This is a genomic window from Pseudomonas sp. A2, assembly GCF_023100865.1.
Classification (GTDB): Bacteria; Pseudomonadota; Gammaproteobacteria; order Pseudomonadales; family Pseudomonadaceae; genus Aquipseudomonas; species Aquipseudomonas asiatica.
This window is the reverse complement of sequence record NZ_CP039127.1, coordinates 3,490,224-3,507,080: the sequence shown is the minus strand read 5'-3', so window position 1 is coordinate 3,507,080 and position 16,857 is coordinate 3,490,224. Positions and strand designations below refer to the sequence as shown.

Genomic DNA, 16,857 nt, shown 5'->3' with positions numbered 1-16,857 from the left:
GTCGCGAAAGGGCTGCAAAGCAGCCCCAGCAATTTCAAGTGTTGCGCATCAATCCTGGGGCCGCGTTGCGGCCCTTTCGCGACACAAGGCCGCTCCTACAGGTTGAACCGATCGATCAGACCGAATCTGGCACCACGGCGATCACATCGATCTCCATCAGCCACTCGGCCTGGGCCAACCCGGCCACCACCAGCCCGGTGGAAATCGGGAACACGCCCTTGAGCCACTTGCCTACCTCCTTGTACACCGGCTCGCGGAAGCGCGGGTCGGTGATGTAGGTGGTGGTCTTGACGATGTGCGACAGGTCCGAGCCGGCTTCTTCGAGCAGTTGCTTGACGTTCTTCATCGCCTGCTCGGCCTGCGCCCGTGGGTCACCCAGGCCCACCAGGTTGCCTTCGAAGTCGGTGCCGACCTGGCCGCGCACGTAGATGGTGTTGCCGGCGCGTACCGCCTGGCACAGGTCGTTGTCCAGGGTCTGGTTGGGGTAGGTGGCCTTGGTGTTGAACATGCGGATGCGGGTATGAGTAGGCATCAGTGGGCTCCGAGGGTGCTGACGTTGCTGATCTTGGGTTGTTGCTGCTCATCCGCTGCGCGTTGTTCGCGGTCGCGGTAGGCGGCATAGGTGCGTTGCGTGGCGATGTGGCCGGCGACGTGCTTGGCGTCGTGCCACACGCCCCAGATGAACGACGAGCCACGACGCGACAGCCACGGCAGGCCAAGGAAGTACACACCCGGCTCGCGGGCCACGCCGCGTTGGTGCTGGGGCTTGCCGTTGGCGTCGAAGGTGTCTACCTGCAGCCAGCTGAAGTCGACACCGTAACCGGTAGCCCAGATGATGCTGGTGACGCCGGCCTTGGCCAGGTCCAGCTGCTGCAGCGGGTTGCGCATGCACTCCGGGTCGGCCAGGCGTTTGCGGGCGTCGGGCTCTTCCGGCAGGTCCAGGCCGTTGCGTTCGATGTAGGCATCGGCGGCATCCAGCAGGGCCAGGTAGTTTTCGTCGCCGCGGTTGATGTTCTCGACCAGGTTGTCCTGGAAGCGCGCTACGCCGTTCTCGAACGACTGGGTCAGGCCGACCAGGGTCATGCCCTGGTGGGCGAGGGCGCGGAAGTCCACGGTGTGGCCGCCACGGGCGCCACTGACGGCAATGGTCACGTGCTCGCGGCCAGGCTTGGCGATTTCCGCATCCCACTCACCCAGCACGCCCAGCCACCAGCAGAAGTCGCGGTTGCGGTAAGCGCGTGGCGGGCGATCGTGGGCGCCGACCGAGAGGTACACCTGGCGCCCGGCACGCATCAGTTCTTCGGCGATCTGCACGCCCGAGGAGCCGGCGCCGACCACCAGCACAGCGCCTTCTGGCAACTGCTCGGGGTTGTAATAGGCAGCGGAGTGGATCTGGTGCAGGTTGCTGTCTTTCGGCGCGATGGCCGGGATTACCGGTTTCTGGAACGGGCCGGTGGCGGCGACCACACGGTTGGCGCGAATCACGCCTTCATTGGTTTCGATGGTAAAACCGGGGCGGTCGCTGTTGCGCAGCACTTTCTTCACTTCGATGCCGGTGCGTACTGGCAGGTTGTACTTGCGTACGTACTGCTCGAAGTAGTCGGCCACCTGGTCCTTGCCGGCGAAGGCGTCGGCGTCGAGGTTGAATTCCAGCCCCGGGAAGCGGTCGTGCCATACCGGGCCGTTGGCCACCAGCGAGTCCCAGCGGCCGGTGCGCCAGGCCTCGGCGATACGCTTGCGCTCCAGCACCAGGTGCGGCACGCCAAGCTTGCTCAGGTGTTCGCTCATGGCCACGCCGGCCTGGCCGGCGCCGACGACGAGGGTGTCGATTTCGAGGTTGTTCAGTGTCATGTCCGAGCCCTTGTTCAGGCGGTTTTTGTCAGGTCGGTTTGGAGGACCGCCGTTGCCTGGGGTCAGACTAGGGATGCCGTGGAAATGGCGAAAATAGTATTTAGCTGGGGCTTGCCGATAAAACGGCGAAGGCCCTGGATTCTGCGGCTTGCGAGTTGGACGCCAAGGGGCCGCGCGCTGTGCCGACAGGAATAATTGGCCCGAAACAGATGTAGGAGCAGCCTTGTGCTGCGAAGCGCCGCGCGGGCGGCGCTCGATCTCAGCCAGAGCAAAGTTTTTTCCTGCCTAACCCCTCGGAAAAAGGTCGTTTCGCCGGCCGAAAGGTTCAACCCAGAATGCCGTGTATCGCACAGCACAACAGGAAGCATGACATGACTTTTTCCATCATCGGTCGTTGCCAGGAAACCGGCCAGGTCGGTATCGCCATCAGCTCTTCGAGCATCGCCGTGGGCGCCCGCTGCCCGTGGGTGCGTGCCGGTGTGGGTGCGGTCGCCACCCAGAACATCACCTTGCCGGCGCTGGGCCCGCAGATTCTCGATGCCCTGGAACAGGGCCAGTTGCCGCCTGCCGCTGCGCTGGACCGGGTGCTGAGCGCCAATGGCTGGAGCGAGTACCGCCAGGTCACCGTAATCGACAGCCATGGCCAGGTGGCGCTGTTCACCGGCAAGGAAGCCCTTGGCACCCACCACGCCGTGGCCGGTGAGCAATGTGCGGCGGCAGGCAACCTGTTGGCCTCGACCCAGGTGATCGAGGCGATGGTGCAGGCCTTTGAACAAGCCGGCGGGCATCTGGCCGACCGCCTGCTGGCGGCCATGCACGCGGCGATGGCCGCAGGTGGCGAGGCGGGGCCTGTGCACTCGGCGGCGTTGAAGATTGCCGGCGAACTGACCTGGCCACTGGTAGACCTGCGTGTGGACTGGGCCGAAGCAGACCCGATTGGTGTGCTAGATGGCCTGTGGCAGGCGTATCGGCCGCAGATGCAGGACTACGTCACCCGCGCCCTCAACCCGACTGCCGCGCCAAGCTACGGGGTGCCGGGCGATGAGTGAATTTGCCAGTCGCGCGCTGCTGGCCAGGCTGATCGGCTTTGCCACGGTCAGCCGGGATTCCAACCTCGAACTGATCAGCTTCATCCGCGACTACCTGGCCGAGCTGGGGGTGGAAAGCGAACTGTTCCATAACCCGGAAGGCACCAAGGCCAACCTGTTCGCCACCATCGGCCCCCGGGACGTTGGCGGCGTGGTGTTGTCCGGGCATACCGATGTGGTGCCGGTGGACGGCCAGGCCTGGACAGTCGAGCCGTTTGCCCTGAGTGAGCGCGACGGGCGGCTGTATGGCCGTGGTACGGCCGACATGAAAGGCTTCATCGCTTCGGTGCTGGCGGCTGTACCGGCGTTTCTCGCACAGCCGTTGCGCATGCCGGTGCACCTGGCGTTCTCCTACGACGAGGAAGTCGGCTGCCTGGGGGTGCGCTCGATGCTGGCCGCGCTGGAGCAGCGCCCGCACAAGCCACGGTTGTGCCTGATTGGCGAACCCACCGAACTCAAGCCGGTGCTGGGGCACAAGGGCAAGCTGGCGATGCGTTGCCAGGTACATGGCGCGGCCTGCCACTCGGCGTACGCGCCGTATGGGGTGAATGCCATCGAGTATGCGGCGAAGCTGATCGGCAAGCTGGGTGATATCGGTGATGCCCTGGCGTTGCCGGAGCATCACGACGAGCGCTTCGACCCACCGTTCTCCACTGTGCAGACCGGTGTGATCAAAGGGGGCAGGGCGCTGAACATCGTGCCGGCGGAATGCGAATTCGATTTCGAAGTACGGGCTTTGCCGGGGTTCGAGGCGCAGGCAGTGGCCGACCAGCTGCAAACCTATGCCGAGGCCGAACTGCTGCCGCGCATGCGCAAGGTCAATGCCGCCAGCGCCATTCGCCTGCAGCCGTTGAGTGCATATCCGGGGCTGGCCACGCCAGCGGATAGCGAGGCGGCAGGCCTGGTGGCGTTGCTCAGTGGTTCGGATGAGTTCGGTACGGTGGCGTTTGGTACCGAAGGAGGGCTGTTCGACCAGGCGGGCATCCCGACTGTGGTGTGTGGGCCTGGGAGCATGGACCAGGGGCACAAGCCGGATGAGTTCGTCAGTGTCGAGCAGTTGCGGGGGTGTGATGCCATGTTGCTGAGGCTGGTGGATTACCTCAGGCAGGGTTGATTGCGCTGGCCTCTTCGCGGGCACGCCCGCTCCCACAGGTACAGCACCGCCAGGCCAGCCGGCGATATACCTGTGGGAGATTGCCCAGCCCTTTGGGCTGCGCTTTCGCGCAGAGAACCAATATCGCTCGTCTGACGCGTCCTTTGTAGGAGCAGCCTTGTGCTGCGAAGAGGCCGGTACAGCCAATAGACAGGCTTTGTCAGCCCCGGCCTCTTCGCAGCACAAGGCTGCTCCTACAGAACCTCGCCGAACCAATGAGTCATGTGTTGTTCTATGAGCGCGGGCGTGCCCGCGAAGGGCTGCAGAGCAGCCCCAGTCAAGGTTTCAGAAGGTAGCCTTGACCTGCAGGCCAACCACCAGCGCGTTGTCGATGTCCTTCCCGGAGAACGCGCCCGGCTCGATGATGTACTGCACATCCGGGCGCAGATTCAGCCACGGCGTGGCCTGGTAGCCATAGCTCAGCTCGACCAGCTGCTCGGCGCTGTCGATATCGGGGAACTGCTGCCCGGCATCGAACGCGGCATCTTCCAGCACCTCGCGGCTACGCGGGTTGGGTACGGCACGGCCATAGCCCAGGGCCACAGTATCCTTCGCGCGGCCTGCGAACGGCTTGTACAGCACCACGCCGGCGCCATACCACTTGGTGAATGGCGATGCGGCCTTGCTCGACGCCGAGTACTGGCCGAAGGCATGCAGGCTGCGGCCCGGCAAGCCCTGGTCGTTCCACACGGCCTGGTCGACCAGCAGATAGTGGCCGCCGCGGCCGGACACTTCCTCGTCGCTGCCGATGCGCTTCACATCGGAGCTGTCGTAGTAGTAGCCCAGTTTGTACTCGCCAGGCAGCTCGCCCTGCAGCTTGTACACCAGCTCTACCGGTACCACGGTGCCGGTGGTGTGCTTGGGGCCCAGGTGCCAGGCGCGGCTGGAGTTGCCGTTGCTTTCCGGGTCGACGTTAAACGCCGCCACACGCAACTTCCAGGACGGCGACAGGTCGTACTTCACCCGCACGCCCAGGTGGGCATTGGGGTAATTGGTCCAGCCACTGCCGCCAGACATGTTAAGCGGGTGGCCGCAGAAGCCGGCGTTCATGAAATTGCACAGGATGCCACTGTCCAGGCCGCCCAGGTCGTTGCCCATGGCCATGTAGCCGAGCTTGACGTTGAGTGCCGGGGTGAACAGGGTACGCTCGTAGCTCAGCTCGGTCAGGCGGGTGTACAGGCCACCGAAGTTTTCCTGGATCGGCAGGCGGTTGCCCACCAGGTCTTCCGAGGCGCTGTTGCCGCGGCGGTCGTTGATGGTCAGCTGGACCTTGCCGCCGTTGTCCAGGCCATACAGTTTCGACAGGTCGAACTGCACGCCCAGTTTCAGGTTTTGCGAGTAGCGCGCCGAGCGGTGCAGGCCACCGTGGGCGTTGTAGGCGGTTTCGCCGCTGTAGTCGCCTGTGAACCTGACGCCGTCTTCTTCCAGCTGGTGACGCAGGCCGCCCCAGTCACCGGTCAGGGTGCTGCGGGTCATCAGGTCGCCGTCGGCCAGGGCGGTGCTGCTGGCGAGGGCCAGCAACAGGGTGGGGGTGATGCGAATTGCGGATGGCATTGCTGAATCTCGGGTTGTCTTCTAAGGCCTCTTCGCGGGTGAACCCGCTCCCACAGGATTTTCACTGCCCTTGCAAACTGTGCAGTTCCTGTGGGAGCGGGTTTACCCGCGAAGGGGGCGACGCGGTGTTACGGCAAGGCGTAAGAAATCACGTAGTCGCCACGGTCAGTCGACTGGCGCGCGCCGCCAGCCGTGACCACCACGTACTGCTTGCCGGTTTTCGGCGAAACGTAGGTCATCGGGCCGCCCTGGCTGCCCACTGGCAGGCGAGCCTTCCAGATTTCGTTGCCGTTGCTGCTGTCGTAGGCGCGCAGGTAGAAGTCCTGGGTGCCGGCGATGAACACCAGGCCGCCCTGGGTGGACAGGGTGCCGCCGAGGGTCGGCAGGCCGATCTTGATAGGCAGGTGCATGCGGATGCCGAGCGGGCCGGTGTCCTCGACGGTACCCACAGGTACCTGCCACGCCACCTGGCGGGTCTTCATGTCGATAGCGGTCAGGGTGCCGAATGGCGGCGCCTGGCACGGAATGCCGGCCACCGACAGGAAGCGGTTCTTGTTCACTGCATACGGGGTGCCCTTGAGCGGTACTGCACCCATGCCGGTGTTCAGCGCTTCGCCACCGGAAGCGGCACCGCCCTTGTTCTGCGACGGGATCATCTGGATCCACAGGCCCAGGCGCATGTCGTTGACGAAGATGAAACCATGTACCGGGTCGGTGGAAATGCTGCCCCAGTTCATGCCGCCCAGCGAACCCGGGAAGCTCAGCGACAGGTCGGTGCCCGGCGCGGTGTACAGGCCGTCGTAGCGCATTTTCTTGAAGTCGATGCGGCACAGCAGCTGGTCGTACGGGGTTGCGCCCCACATGTCCGATTCGGTCAGGGTCTGCGCGCCGATCTGCGGCATGCCCACCGACTTCGGCTGGGTTGGCGAGTACGGCTCGTTGGGGATGTTGCTTGGCTTGACCGGTACTTCGTCGACCTGGGTCAGCGGCTTGCCGGTGGCGCGGTCGAGCACGTAGATCTGCCCGGCCTTGGTGCCGATTACCACTGCAGGTACCGACTGGCCGTCGTCCTTGGTGAAATCGATCAGGCTCGGCTGCATCGGCAGATCGAAGTCCCACAGGTCGTTGTGCACGGTCTGGAACACCCACTTCTGGTTGCCGGTGGTGGCGTCCAGCGCCAGTACCGAAGCGCCATAAGTGTGGTCCAGCTTGCTGCGTTCGACACCGTAGATGTCGGTGGACGACGAGCCCATCGGCAGGAACACGGTATTCATCGCCGGGTCGTAGGACATCGGGGCCCAGCTGTTCGGGGTGCTGCGCACATAGGTGCTGTCGCCCTGCGGCGCCTGGCGATCTTCCGGGTTGCCGGGGTCGAAGGCCCAGCGCATTTCACCCGTGATCACGTCGAAACCACGGATCACGCCGCCTGGCATGTCGGTCTGGACGTTGTCGGCGACGCGGCCGCCGACCACCACGGTGGTGCCGGCCATCAGTGGGGCCGAGGACAGCTGGTAGTAGGAGTCCGGCACATCGCCCAGGCCGGCCTTGAGGTCGACCTGGCCGTTGTTGCCGAAGCCCTGGCAGAACTCGCCGGTGTCGGCGTCGACGGCAATCAGGCGGCCATCGATGGTGTTGGTCAGCAGGCGACGCTGGCAGTTGGCACCGGCCGGTACGCTGGCCGCGGTGATTGGCGAGCTGTTCGGCTGGGTCGGCTGGGCGATGGCGGCAGTGGCGTCGAAGTAGGCCATGCCACGGCAACGCTGCCAGACCTTGGACTGGGCGTTGATCGCGTTCTTCCACAGCTCTTTGCCGGTGTCGGCATCGAGGGCGATCAGGTTGTTGTGCGGGGTGCAGATGAACACCTTGTTGCCGACCTGCAGCGGGGTCAGCTGGTCTTCGGCGCCGTTGCCGTCGCTGAGCGCCACGTCACCGGTGCGGTAGGTCCAGGCCACTTTCAGCTTGTTGACGTTGTCGCGGTTGATCTGGTCCAGCGCGGCGAAGCGGCTGCCACCTTCGGTGTTGCCGTAGTGAGCCCAGTCCGTCTGCGCCTTGCCGGCCTCGACCGGGGTCATGCCCGGGCCTTTACCGGTGGGGGCGACGCTTGGGTGGGCGACGAACATGTTGCCGGCGGCGACCACCAGCAGCACGGCCATCACCCCGGCAACGCCATAGGCACCGCGGCCGGCGCTGGTGCCATTGGCACGGGCCAGCAGCGGGTAGACCAGTGCCACCACCATGCCGATTGCGCCGAACATGAACAGGCGCGAGAACAGCGGCCAGAACACCAGGCCTGCGTCGATCAGCGCCCAGATGGCAGTGCCGACCAGGAACGCCGCGTACAGCCAGGCGCCAGCCGGCTTGCGGCGAGCGATGAGAACGCCGGCGATGGCCATGGCCAGGCCGCCGATCAGGAAGTACCAGGAACCTCCCAGGCCGGCCAGCTTGACGCCGCCCGCAGCCAGGAGGAGGCCGAGCAGGGCGATGATCACGCCCAGGCCGACCAGGATGATGTTTGTGGCGCCAGAGGCGCGCGGTGTTTCTTTCATGCCAGGGATCTCAGCAGGTGGAATGCGCGCAGTGTAATCTCTTAGCTTGCTAATTAACAAGTTGGTACATAATTTTGTGGGGCGGATTGTCGCAGGGTTGAACTCTGCAAGGTGTGGATAAAAGTCTAGATCATGCGCTTAAAATTGCATTTTATGAGGTGTTCGTGCTGATTCATGTAACGGGAACTCAGGCTTTGTTTGAGTGTGAAGGTGGGCGGTGTGCTCTGTGTAGGAGCAGCCTTGTGCTGCGAAGAGGCCGCTACGAGTGCAGCGGGTGTGTCGGCAGGACTGGCCCCTTCGCAGCACAAGGCTGCTCCTACAGGCGGCCACCGTTTCATGTTGGCCACGGTGCGCCGCTGCTGTAGAACACCGCGAGCCAGATGGTGGCGGTGCCGGGGGCGGTCCATTCCACGCGGTGGCGGTAATGCGGCGGGATGTCCAGGCAATCGCCCGGCGCCAGCAGGCGGGTATGGCTCTCGTGCTCGAAGCGCAGGCCGGCGGCGCCACTGAGCAGCACGATCCATTCGCCTTCGGCCTGGTCGTACCAGAAACCGGGCGGGCTGGCCTGGCCGCTGGAAACGATACGCTCCACACGCACACCCGGGCGGCTGAGCAGTTGGTCGACCCGTTCGGAGCTGGTGGGGTCGCAAGGGGGCAGGGCAGTCAGCAGGTTGGTCGGGATCATGGAAAACCTCGCTTGGAAGGGGGTAGTTCCACTATGGACGCAATTGCCGTGCGCCGCGCTTCTTGACCGGCCCGGCTGTTTGTAAGAACTTTCCGGGATTTGGAAGACGGGCAACAAATGGACAAACTCCTGGCGATGAAAATGTTCGTGGCCACCGTCGATGCCCAGGGCTTTTCTGCCGCCGCACGCCAGCTTGGGCTGGCGACATCGTCGGTGACGCGCCTGGTCGATGCCCTGGAAGCGGCGTTGGGCGCCACCTTGCTCAACCGCTCCACGCGCCAGGTCAGCCTGACCGAGGCCGGCGCCCGTTATTACGAGCGCGCGCGGGGTATTTTCGAGGCCTTGGACGAGGCCGATGCCAGTGTCGCCGACCGGGGTGAAGAACCGGTTGGCGTGTTGCGCCTGTGCTTGCCGGTGGAGTTCGGCAGGCGGGTCATCGCCCCGCACTTGGGGCCGTTCCTGGCGCAACATCCGGCTCTGGAGCTGGACATCGACCTCAGCGACCGTCTGGATGACCTGCTTGACGGGCGCTATGACCTGTCGATCCGCCTGGGCGACCCCTCGCCCAATGACGAGCTGGTATGCCGCCAGCTGGGTCGCTTCCAGCGCTGGCTGGTAGCCAGCCCGGGCTACCTGGCCGGGCGTGACGCGCTGGAGCATCCGCGGCAGCTGCTCGAGCACGCCTGCCTGCGCTTTCGCTACGGGCAGAAAGGCCGCCCCTGGCGCCTGGCCCGTGGGCAGGACAGTCTGGAACTGGACGTGAGCGGGCCGTTGCGCAGTGCCAATGCCGACATGCTGCGCGAAACCGCGCTGGCGGGCAGCGGCATCGCGCTGCTGGCCGACTGGCTGGTGCGTGAGGATGTGGCGGCCGGGCGCCTGCAGCGGCTGTTCCCCGATTGGCAGGCCAGCCCCGGCGCTGCCAATGACAGCATCAACGCCTTGTATCTGCCCAATCATCGTGGTTCACGGCGGGTGAATGCGTTCATCGACTTTTGCGAAAACCTGTTGCAGCGCAGCACCTAGTGTTGCGCAGTGCGCAAAGCCCTGTTGCGCCAGCGCTGGATTCTCGCCAGGAGTGCGTCTGGGTAAGGTGGCCGGCATATTCCAGCCATCGCCGAGGACACTCGCATGAATCCCTCCCTTGCCGCCGCGCAGCCTGCCGCCACCGGCCTCAGCCGGGCCCTGGTCGCCCTGCTGGCGTTCTGCTGCGGCGCGATCGTCGCCAATATCTACTATGCCCAGCCCATCGTCGGCCTGATCGCCCCGGACCTGGGGCTGTCCACCGAGCATGCCAGCCTCATCGTTTCGCTCACGCAGCTTGGCTATGCCTTGGGCCTGCTGTTGCTGGTACCGCTGGCCGACCTGTTGGAAAACCGCCGCTTGATGGTGTCTACCGCCGTGCTGGCCTGCGTCAGCCTGCTGCTGGCGGGCACCAGCAGCAGCGGCCAGGGCCAGCTGTTCCTCGGCTATGCACTGCTGATCGGTTTCAGTTCCGTGGCGGTGCAGATGCTCATTCCGCTGGCGGCGCACCTGGCGCCGGAGCAGCAGCGTGGGCGGGTGGTCGGCAACATCATGGGCGGCCTGCTGCTGGGTATCCTGCTGGCGCGGCCGTTGTCCAGCCTGGTGGCCGACTACTTCGGCTGGCGGGCGGTGTTCATTGGCGCTGCCGGGGTGATGCTGGCGATCATCCTGCTGCTGGCCCTGACCTTGCCGCGGCGGGTGCCCGAGCACAAGGCCAGCTATGCCGGGCTGATGCTGTCGCTGCTCACGCTGCTGCGCCGTTATCCCTTGCTGCGCCAGCGCTCGCTGTACCAGGCGTTGATGTTCGCGGCGTTCAGCCTGTACTGGACGGCGGTGCCGATGGCCCTGGCAACCGAGCATGGCCTGTCGCAGAGCCAGATCGCAGTATTCGCCCTGGTAGGCGCGGTAGGCGCCGTCGCCGCACCCATGGCCGGCCGCCTGGCCGATGCCGGGCATGCCCGGGCCGGTTCGCTGTTGGCGTTGTTACTGGCACCGGCGGTACTGTTGCTGGGGCTGACCGTGCCGGGCTACAGCGTGATCGGCCTGGGGCTGACTGGCGTGCTGCTGGATTTTGCGGTGCAGATGAACATGGTCATCGGCCAGCGTGAAGTGTACGCGCTGGACCCGGCCAGCCGCGGGCGGCTGAACGCGGTGTACATGACCAGCATCTTCCTGGGTGGGGCGCTGGGTTCGGCGGTGGCCAGCGCGGTGTTCAGCCAGTTCGGCTGGCACGGTGTGGCGCTGGTGGGGGCGGGGTTGCCGGGCGTGGCCTTGATCATCTTCCTGGCCAAAGCACGCCGGGGTTGAATGCGAGCCCGCAGGTTGTCGCGATCCCTGTACGATCGCGACAGTCTTTGCATAGTGCTACCGCCCAAGCGGCAACGCCACACCAATCAAGGCAAACAGGCTGCCGCAGCAGCGGTTGAAGCCCTTGCCGCCCTTGGCCAGCCATGGCCGGATGCGAAACGCCAGGCGTGCCAACAGGTATTCGACCAGGAACTCGACACTGGCAAAGGTCGCCGCCATCACCACGAACTGCAGCAGCAACCCACGCTGCGGGTCGATGAACTGCGGCAGGAAAGCGCCGTAGAACAGCAGCACCTTGGGGTTGGCCATGGCCGACAGCAGGCCCTGGCGGAACAGGCCGGCATTGCCCAGCCGCGCACTTTGCGCGGTCAGTTCCAGGTGCAGGCCCGGGCTGCGCCACAGCTGGATACCCAGCCAGACCAGATAAGCGCCACCCACCCACTTGAGCACGCTCAGCACCGAGGCCGAGGCCGAGGCCTGCAGCAATGCGCTGAGGCCGAACATGGCCAAGGCAATCAGGGCGCTAAAGCCAAACACCCCGCCGATGATGGTGAACAACGTCCGGCGTGCGCCATACAGGGCACCGTGGGTCAGGGCCAGCAGGCTGTTGGGGCCTGGGGTCAGCGACAGGCCGATGCTGGCCAGCAGATAGATGAGCCAGGTGTCGAGTGCCATGGTGGGAAATGCCTTGTTGATGGAGAGGGCGTCAGTCTATGGCGCCGACCTTGGCCGGCAAGAGTATGATCCGGACATTGAATGGTCGTTTCTGGACGCGAAGCCAATGCAGCCCGACATCCGCTTGCTGATCTTGCCGTTACCGGATTTTGCCCTGCTGCCGTTCGGTGCCTTTCTCGACAAGTTGCGTTTCAGCGCCGACGACGAGGACTACAGCCAGCAGCGCTACTGCAGCTGGACCGTTGCAGGGCTGACACTCGACCCGGTGCCTTCGAGCAGTGGCGCGGTGGTGCAGGTCGAGGCCGTCGCTGGCCAGCTCGAGCTGGCCAGTTTCGACTACCTGGTGGTGTTCGGCGGGCGCAACGCGCTGGCCACTGCCGCGCTGGCGCCTCGCTACCGGGCCTTGCTCAGGCAGGCTGGCAAGGCCGGCGTCAAGCTGGTGGCGGTCGACAACGGTGCTTTCCTGTTGGCTGCCTGCGGGTTGCTGCAAGGGCACAAGGTAGTGGTGCACTGGCGCCACGAAGCCGAATTCCGTGCAGCCTTCCCGCATTTGCAGGTACTGAGTGAGCAGCTGTATTGCATCGACGGTAGCCGCATCACCTGCGCCGGCGGCACCGCGGCCATCGACCTGGCCGTCGCGCTGTTGTCACGCGCCTGCGGGAGGGCCAGGGCGCTGAAGGGCCTGGCCGACATGCTGGTGGATGAAACCCGTGACAGCCGCCATGCCTTGCGCTCGTTGGAGCTGGGGGCCGGGCAGGGGCGGCAGGTGCAGCGCGCGCAGGCATTGATGCGTCATCACCTGGGTACGCCGTTGACCGCGGAGCAGCTGGCGGCTGAGCTGGGCATCAGCCGGCGCCAGCTGGACCGGCAGTTTCACGCCAGCCATGGCATGAGCGCCAAGGCCTGGTGGCTGGAGATGCGCCTGCAACAGGCGCGTTGGCGCCTGCTCAATTCCAGCCACAGCCTGGCGCAGATTGCCGATGAAGTGGGCCTGGGCGATGCCAGTTACCTGGGCAAGTGCGTGTGGCGACGGTTTGGATGCACGGCCCTTGAGCTGCGCTGTCACGTAGAGAACTGAATTCACAAGCGGTCCACGTACCCTGTGGGAGCGGGTTTACCCGCGAAGAAGCCACCGCGGTGCATGGCACCGGCTGCGCCGGTGTTCGCGGCTAAAGCCGCTTCCACAGGGTCCCTGCTATTTGAATGAGTCCTGTGGGAGCCGGCCTACTGCGGCGTCCCGAACAACCCTGTCCAGTAAATCCCCGCATCACTCTTCGGGTCCACTGCATACGCAGCGCCCAGCTCACGGAAGTCCGGGTTCATCAGCGTCGCGCAATGCCCCGGGCTATCCAGCCAGCCATCGACCACCTTGCGCGCGGTGTCACGCCCGGCGGCGATGTTTTCGCCGATCTGCTGGTACAGGTAGCCGGCCAGCTCTGCCCGGTCACCGGGGGTGCGGCCATCCTTGTCGATGTGGTCGAAGAAGTTCTGGTTGGCCATGGCCCGGGTGTGGTTGGCGGCAACCCCGGCCAGCACCGTGCTCCAGCTCAGTGCGGGGGCGGCGGCAAAGGGCTGGCCACCGCATTGGCGCGGCACCTTGCGCGCGGCGTTGATCTCCTGCAGCACCTTCTGTCCCTCGGCCTGCCAGTCACCCAGGCGGCCACTGAGCAGCGGCCGGGCCAGCACGATGCGCCAGTCGCGGCCTTCCTGGCTGACGCCGATATCGACGAACTGCGGGTCCAGCACCACCTGGCAGAAGCTCTCTTCGATGGCATGCATGGCAGCGCGCGCATCACGTGGCCCCGACAGGCTGATGGCCTGCACATTGACCATCGGGTAGGCGGCGCGGGTCATGGCCTGCTGCAGGTCGCGGGTACCCTCTGGCGACAGCGCCAGGCGGGTATCGCTGTTGAGCGGTGGCAGCTCCAACGACGCTTCGCCACCGCAGGGCTGGGCCTTGCTGCGGTAGACATTGATCGAATCGATCAGTTGCGCTTCTTCGCCGGTGGCAGCCATGGCCCCGGCCGAGACGAGCAGGCCCAGCGACAAGGCGGCAACGGATGACAGGACGCGCATGTGGATCTCCCTATGACTGGCAGCGTCGTGGTTTGCGCTGCTCATCCTACACAAGCCCGGGGCTTTTGGCCCGGGATCGTGCAAAGCAATGAAAACGCCGGCATTCGTTGCTGGCGGTAAAAGAGGAAGTAGACCACTGATCATCTGAAAAGTGCGAATAGTTGGTAATCATTCCTATCGAACCACGCCTGTCTGCCGATTTGCTGGCGCCCGGCGTCTATCAGCGCGCCACCGCCTGGTTCGGTTTATAGAACAGAAAATGCCTGGTCTGCGCCGTCCGGCGGTAGGCTTTGGCCCAGTCCGGGTGCACATTGCGGTCATGGAAGTACAAGGCACCCCCGGTGCGGTCTTTCAACTGCTGGTTGAGCGCCTTGCGCGCGATTTCCTTGGCAATGTCGTAGCGTTGCGCTTCTTCGACCTGGTCCGGGCGCCCGTCGCACCACCAGGAGAACTGGCAGGCTTTGCTTTCCACACCCTGCTTGACCACGCCGCAGATGGTATCCGGAAAGCCATCGTGGCCCAGGCGGTTGAGCACGACGTTGGCCACGGCGGCCATGTCTTCGGCGTCGGCACCCTTGGCCTCCCAGTAAATGGTGCGGGCCAGGCAGGTGATGCTGTCATCCAGCGGCGCCTGGCCGGCCGGGTCCACTGCCTGTGCTTCGCCCGGTGTGAGGGTCTCGGCCTTTTTCGGGGGTGGCGTGTCATTCACCACTTTTTCCTCGAGCACCTCGGCCTTGTCCTCGGCAACGGCAGCCTTGGCCGGGTCGGCCGCGTGCAAGGGGCCTGCGAGCAGGGCCGAAACCAGGCCGATCACCATCCACGAAAGGCGCATGATGCAAGCTCCCGAACTGTGGGCTGGTTCACAGTCTAGCCAAGCGCAAGCATTAGCACCAAAGGCAGGGTGGCGGCGGCCAACACAGTCTGCAGGGCGATGATGGTGGCCATCAGCGGTGCGTTACCGCCCATTTGCCGGGCCATTACATAGGAAGATGATGCGGTCGGCAGTGCCTGGAACAGCACCGCGACAACCGCTGCCTGGCCACCCAGGCCAAGCAGGCGGCACAAGCCCCAAGTGGTCAGCGGCATGACCAGGAACTTGAATGCCGACGCCGCCATCAGCGGGCGCACCTGCTGGCCCGGGCGGGCACCACCCAGGGCTGCGCCGACGCACAGCAGGCCCAGCGGCAGGGCGGCCTGGCCCAGGGCCTTGACCGTGGGTTCGATACCCGCTGGCAAACCCAGCCCGCTGGCGCGCAGCAGCAACCCGCCGGCGCAACCGACGATCAAGGGGTTGGCGAAGATGGCCCGCAGCACCGTGGCCGGTGAGCTATGGCGGGCGCTGAAGCGGGCGAACACCAACACGCAAAGCAGGTTGACCAGTGGCACGATGGCGGCGTTGGCCACCGCTGCCAGGGCAATGCCGGCGCTGCCGTAGATACCCGCTGCAAGGGTGGCGCCGATGTAGTTGTTGAAGCGGATGCCGCCCTGGAACACCGAGGTGAAGTCGGCACCGTCGTGGTTCATGGCGCCCTGGTACAGCACCAGCAGCACGGCCCCGGCCAGGGTCGAGAGCATCAGCACGCCGACCATGCCCAGCACCGGTACGCCATCGAGGTTGGCGGTGGCCAGGCCATGGAGGAACAGCGACGGCAGCAGTACGTAATAGCTCAGGCGCTCGGCGCCGGGCCAGAAGTTATCGGCGAGAAAGCCACGCAGGCGCAGGAAAGTACCCAGGGCAATCAGCAGGATGATCGGCAGCAGGGTAGTCAGCAGCAAGTGGAGCATGATCGACGTTCCGTGGTCGGGTACGGGGCACAGACTACTGGTGCGGATCGATCTGTAAAAACGTTGTTTTCTGCACTGACCATTGAGGAAAAATGCATGGTTGAAGTCGACACTGGCTCTTGTAGGAGCGGCCTTGTGTCGCGAAAGGGGAGCGAAGCGCCCCCAGGATATCGGCATCGCTACAAAATTGCCGGGGCCGCTTTGCGGCCCTTTCGCGACACAAGGCCGCTCCTACAAGGCCCTGCGAACCTTCACGCCTCCAGCGCAGTCTTCAGCACCGCGCTCAAATGCCGCCGCTGGCTCTTCTCATGCTCCAGCAACACCACGCGCCGGGTCAGCTGCGGTTCGCCAAATGGCAGGCAGGTAGCCGGTAGCAAGCGTTGCAGGTCGTCATCGGCCATGGGGATGATTGCCACGCCCAGGCCCATCACCGCCATGCGCGCCAGCGCTTCCTGGCTGTCCAGCTCCATCTGCTCGCTCACCTGCAGATGCTGGCGGCGCAGCTCCTGCTCGATCTGCCGCCCGGCCCAGGCACGCTTGTCGAAGCGCAGGAACGGCTGGCTGGCCAGCAACTGCGGCACGCTTAGCCCGGCCAGGTCGGGGCTGGCGATCGCCCAGAAGCGGTCTTCGAACAACGGCGTGAAGTCCAGGCTTTGCGGGTAGGGGCTGACCGGCTCGGTGGTGATTGCCGCATCGAGCTCGCCGTCTTCAACCCGTCGCGCCAGTTCCGCCGACATGCCGGAGGCCACGCTGACATGCAGCTGCGGATGGTGCGCCTTGATCCACACCAGCGCTTTGGGCAGGCGCCGCGCCAGCACGGTGTGGATCGCCCCCAGGCGCAGGCGGCCGCGCAGGCTCGGGCCGCTGGCCAGGGCGTCGGCCAGTTCGTCATAGCTAGCCAGGATGGTCTCGGCGCGGGCCACCGCCAACTGGCCGGCTTCGGTCAGCGACACCTGCCTGCGGCTGCGGTCGAACAAGGTCACCTGCAGTTCGTCTTCGAGGGTCTTGATGTGCAGGCTTACCGCCGAAGGGGTGAGGCTGAGCAGGTCGGCGGCACGGGCGAAGGTGCCGTGGCGGGCGATGGTCACCAGGGTGCGCAAGGCTTTGAGGGACATG

General features: G+C 65.2%; 15 protein-coding genes. 5 read left to right on the top strand and 10 right to left on the bottom strand.

What is annotated here, in order from left to right; translation table 11 throughout:
- Positions 1-115 precede the first annotated feature (115 nt).
- Both E5221_RS16210 and E5221_RS16205 read right to left on the bottom strand, forming a co-directional pair.
- A complete protein-coding gene (locus E5221_RS16210; RefSeq protein ID WP_015270679.1) occupies positions 116-532 on the bottom strand; it encodes a RidA family protein in 417 nt (138 codons plus the stop codon).
- Positions 532-1,851 carry an NAD(P)/FAD-dependent oxidoreductase gene (locus E5221_RS16205; RefSeq protein WP_247845975.1) on the bottom strand — a complete coding sequence of 440 codons (1,320 nt, stop codon included), beginning with the start codon at positions 1,849-1,851 and terminating at the stop codon, positions 532-534. Before E5221_RS16205 ends, E5221_RS16210 begins: the two co-directional genes overlap by 1 nt.
- A 371-nt stretch (positions 1,852-2,222) precedes the next feature.
- Here E5221_RS16205 and E5221_RS16200 point away from each other — a divergent pair, with 371 nt between their 5' ends.
- Positions 2,223-2,900 carry a DUF1028 domain-containing protein gene (locus tag E5221_RS16200; RefSeq protein ID WP_085720659.1) on the top strand — a complete coding sequence of 226 codons (678 nt, stop codon included), beginning with the start codon at positions 2,223-2,225 and terminating at the stop codon, positions 2,898-2,900.
- Positions 2,893-4,053, top strand: a complete 1,161-nt coding sequence (gene argE, locus E5221_RS16195) for an acetylornithine deacetylase (RefSeq protein ID WP_039614196.1) — start codon at positions 2,893-2,895, stop codon at positions 4,051-4,053. Before E5221_RS16200 ends, argE begins: the two co-directional genes overlap by 8 nt.
- A gap of 324 nt (positions 4,054-4,377) precedes the next feature.
- Here the strand turns inward: argE and E5221_RS16190 are convergent, their stop codons facing one another.
- The 3 genes from E5221_RS16190 to E5221_RS16180 form a co-directional block, all read right to left on the bottom strand.
- The gene (locus E5221_RS16190) at positions 4,378-5,646 is read right to left on the bottom strand and encodes a carbohydrate porin (protein WP_247845974.1); all 1,269 of its coding nucleotides are present in this window, start codon (positions 5,644-5,646) and stop codon (positions 4,378-4,380) included.
- 128 nt (positions 5,647-5,774) lie between these two features.
- A complete protein-coding gene (locus E5221_RS16185; RefSeq protein ID WP_247845973.1) occupies positions 5,775-8,192 on the bottom strand; it encodes a glucose/quinate/shikimate family membrane-bound PQQ-dependent dehydrogenase in 2,418 nt (805 codons plus the stop codon).
- Positions 8,193-8,526: 334 nt separating this feature from the next.
- Positions 8,527-8,877, bottom strand: coding sequence for a cupin (locus tag E5221_RS16180; RefSeq protein WP_061551615.1), 351 nt, complete (start codon positions 8,875-8,877; stop codon positions 8,527-8,529).
- Between the two features lie 117 nt (positions 8,878-8,994).
- On the opposite strand from E5221_RS16180, the gene E5221_RS16175 reads away from it, so the two are divergent.
- Both E5221_RS16175 and E5221_RS16170 read left to right on the top strand, forming a co-directional pair.
- Entirely contained in the window at positions 8,995-9,900 is a 906-nt protein-coding gene (locus E5221_RS16175) for a LysR family transcriptional regulator (protein ID WP_039614199.1), read from the top strand.
- Between the two features lie 105 nt (positions 9,901-10,005).
- Positions 10,006-11,205, top strand: coding sequence for an MFS transporter (locus E5221_RS16170; RefSeq protein WP_182329658.1), 1,200 nt, complete (start codon positions 10,006-10,008; stop codon positions 11,203-11,205).
- Positions 11,206-11,262: 57 nt separating this feature from the next.
- On the opposite strand, the gene E5221_RS16165 is transcribed toward E5221_RS16170, so the two are convergent.
- Positions 11,263-11,880 (bottom strand): LysE family transporter, encoded by a 618-nt coding sequence (locus E5221_RS16165; RefSeq protein ID WP_247845972.1) that lies wholly within the window; start codon positions 11,878-11,880, stop codon positions 11,263-11,265.
- A gap of 106 nt (positions 11,881-11,986) precedes the next feature.
- On the opposite strand from E5221_RS16165, the gene E5221_RS16160 reads away from it, so the two are divergent.
- Complete coding sequence (locus E5221_RS16160; RefSeq protein ID WP_247845971.1) at positions 11,987-12,958, top strand: helix-turn-helix domain-containing protein; 972 nt, start codon at positions 11,987-11,989, stop codon at positions 12,956-12,958.
- A 146-nt stretch (positions 12,959-13,104) separates the two neighbouring features.
- On the opposite strand, the gene E5221_RS16155 is transcribed toward E5221_RS16160, so the two are convergent.
- The 4 genes from E5221_RS16155 to E5221_RS16140 all read right to left on the bottom strand — a co-directional run bounded on the left by E5221_RS16155 (position 13,105) and on the right by E5221_RS16140 (position 16,856).
- On the bottom strand, positions 13,105-13,956 hold the full coding sequence (locus tag E5221_RS16155) for a CAP domain-containing protein (RefSeq protein WP_061551610.1): 852 nt from the start codon (positions 13,954-13,956) through the stop codon (positions 13,105-13,107).
- A gap of 220 nt (positions 13,957-14,176) precedes the next feature.
- Positions 14,177-14,788, bottom strand: a complete 612-nt coding sequence (locus E5221_RS16150) for a cell wall hydrolase (RefSeq protein WP_039614203.1) — start codon at positions 14,786-14,788, stop codon at positions 14,177-14,179.
- A gap of 35 nt (positions 14,789-14,823) precedes the next feature.
- A complete protein-coding gene (locus E5221_RS16145) occupies positions 14,824-15,741 on the bottom strand; it encodes an AEC family transporter (protein ID WP_247845970.1) in 918 nt (305 codons plus the stop codon).
- A 251-nt stretch (positions 15,742-15,992) separates the two neighbouring features.
- Entirely contained in the window at positions 15,993-16,856 is an 864-nt protein-coding gene (locus E5221_RS16140) for a LysR family transcriptional regulator (RefSeq protein ID WP_182329654.1), read from the bottom strand.
- Between the last annotated feature and the right edge of the window lies 1 nt (position 16,857).

Excerpts from the sequence above, each read along its gene's own strand:
- E5221_RS16165 (WP_247845972.1), bottom strand. The coding sequence starts at position 11,880 with ATGGCACTCGACACCTGGCTCATCTATCTGCTGGCCAGCATCGGCCTG.
- E5221_RS16190 (WP_247845974.1), bottom strand. The coding sequence starts at position 5,646 with ATGCCATCCGCAATTCGCATCACCCCCACCCTGTTGCTGGCCCTCGCC.
- E5221_RS16180 (WP_061551615.1), bottom strand. The coding sequence starts at position 8,877 with ATGATCCCGACCAACCTGCTGACTGCCCTGCCCCCTTGCGACCCCACC.
- E5221_RS16205 (WP_247845975.1), bottom strand. The coding sequence starts at position 1,851 with ATGACACTGAACAACCTCGAAATCGACACCCTCGTCGTCGGCGCCGGC.
- E5221_RS16210 (WP_015270679.1), bottom strand. The coding sequence starts at position 532 with ATGCCTACTCATACCCGCATCCGCATGTTCAACACCAAGGCCACCTAC.
- E5221_RS16200 (WP_085720659.1), top strand. The coding sequence starts at position 2,223 with ATGACTTTTTCCATCATCGGTCGTTGCCAGGAAACCGGCCAGGTCGGT.
- E5221_RS16175 (WP_039614199.1), top strand. The coding sequence starts at position 8,995 with ATGGACAAACTCCTGGCGATGAAAATGTTCGTGGCCACCGTCGATGCC.
- E5221_RS16140 (WP_182329654.1), bottom strand. The coding sequence starts at position 16,856 with ATGTCCCTCAAAGCCTTGCGCACCCTGGTGACCATCGCCCGCCACGGC.
- E5221_RS16185 (WP_247845973.1), bottom strand. The coding sequence starts at position 8,192 with ATGAAAGAAACACCGCGCGCCTCTGGCGCCACAAACATCATCCTGGTC.
- E5221_RS16155 (WP_061551610.1), bottom strand. The coding sequence starts at position 13,956 with ATGCGCGTCCTGTCATCCGTTGCCGCCTTGTCGCTGGGCCTGCTCGTC.
- E5221_RS16170 (WP_182329658.1), top strand. The coding sequence starts at position 10,006 with ATGAATCCCTCCCTTGCCGCCGCGCAGCCTGCCGCCACCGGCCTCAGC.
- argE (WP_039614196.1), top strand. The coding sequence starts at position 2,893 with ATGAGTGAATTTGCCAGTCGCGCGCTGCTGGCCAGGCTGATCGGCTTT.
- E5221_RS16160 (WP_247845971.1), top strand. The coding sequence starts at position 11,987 with ATGCAGCCCGACATCCGCTTGCTGATCTTGCCGTTACCGGATTTTGCC.
- E5221_RS16150 (WP_039614203.1), bottom strand. The coding sequence starts at position 14,788 with ATGCGCCTTTCGTGGATGGTGATCGGCCTGGTTTCGGCCCTGCTCGCA.
- E5221_RS16145 (WP_247845970.1), bottom strand. The coding sequence starts at position 15,741 with ATGCTCCACTTGCTGCTGACTACCCTGCTGCCGATCATCCTGCTGATT.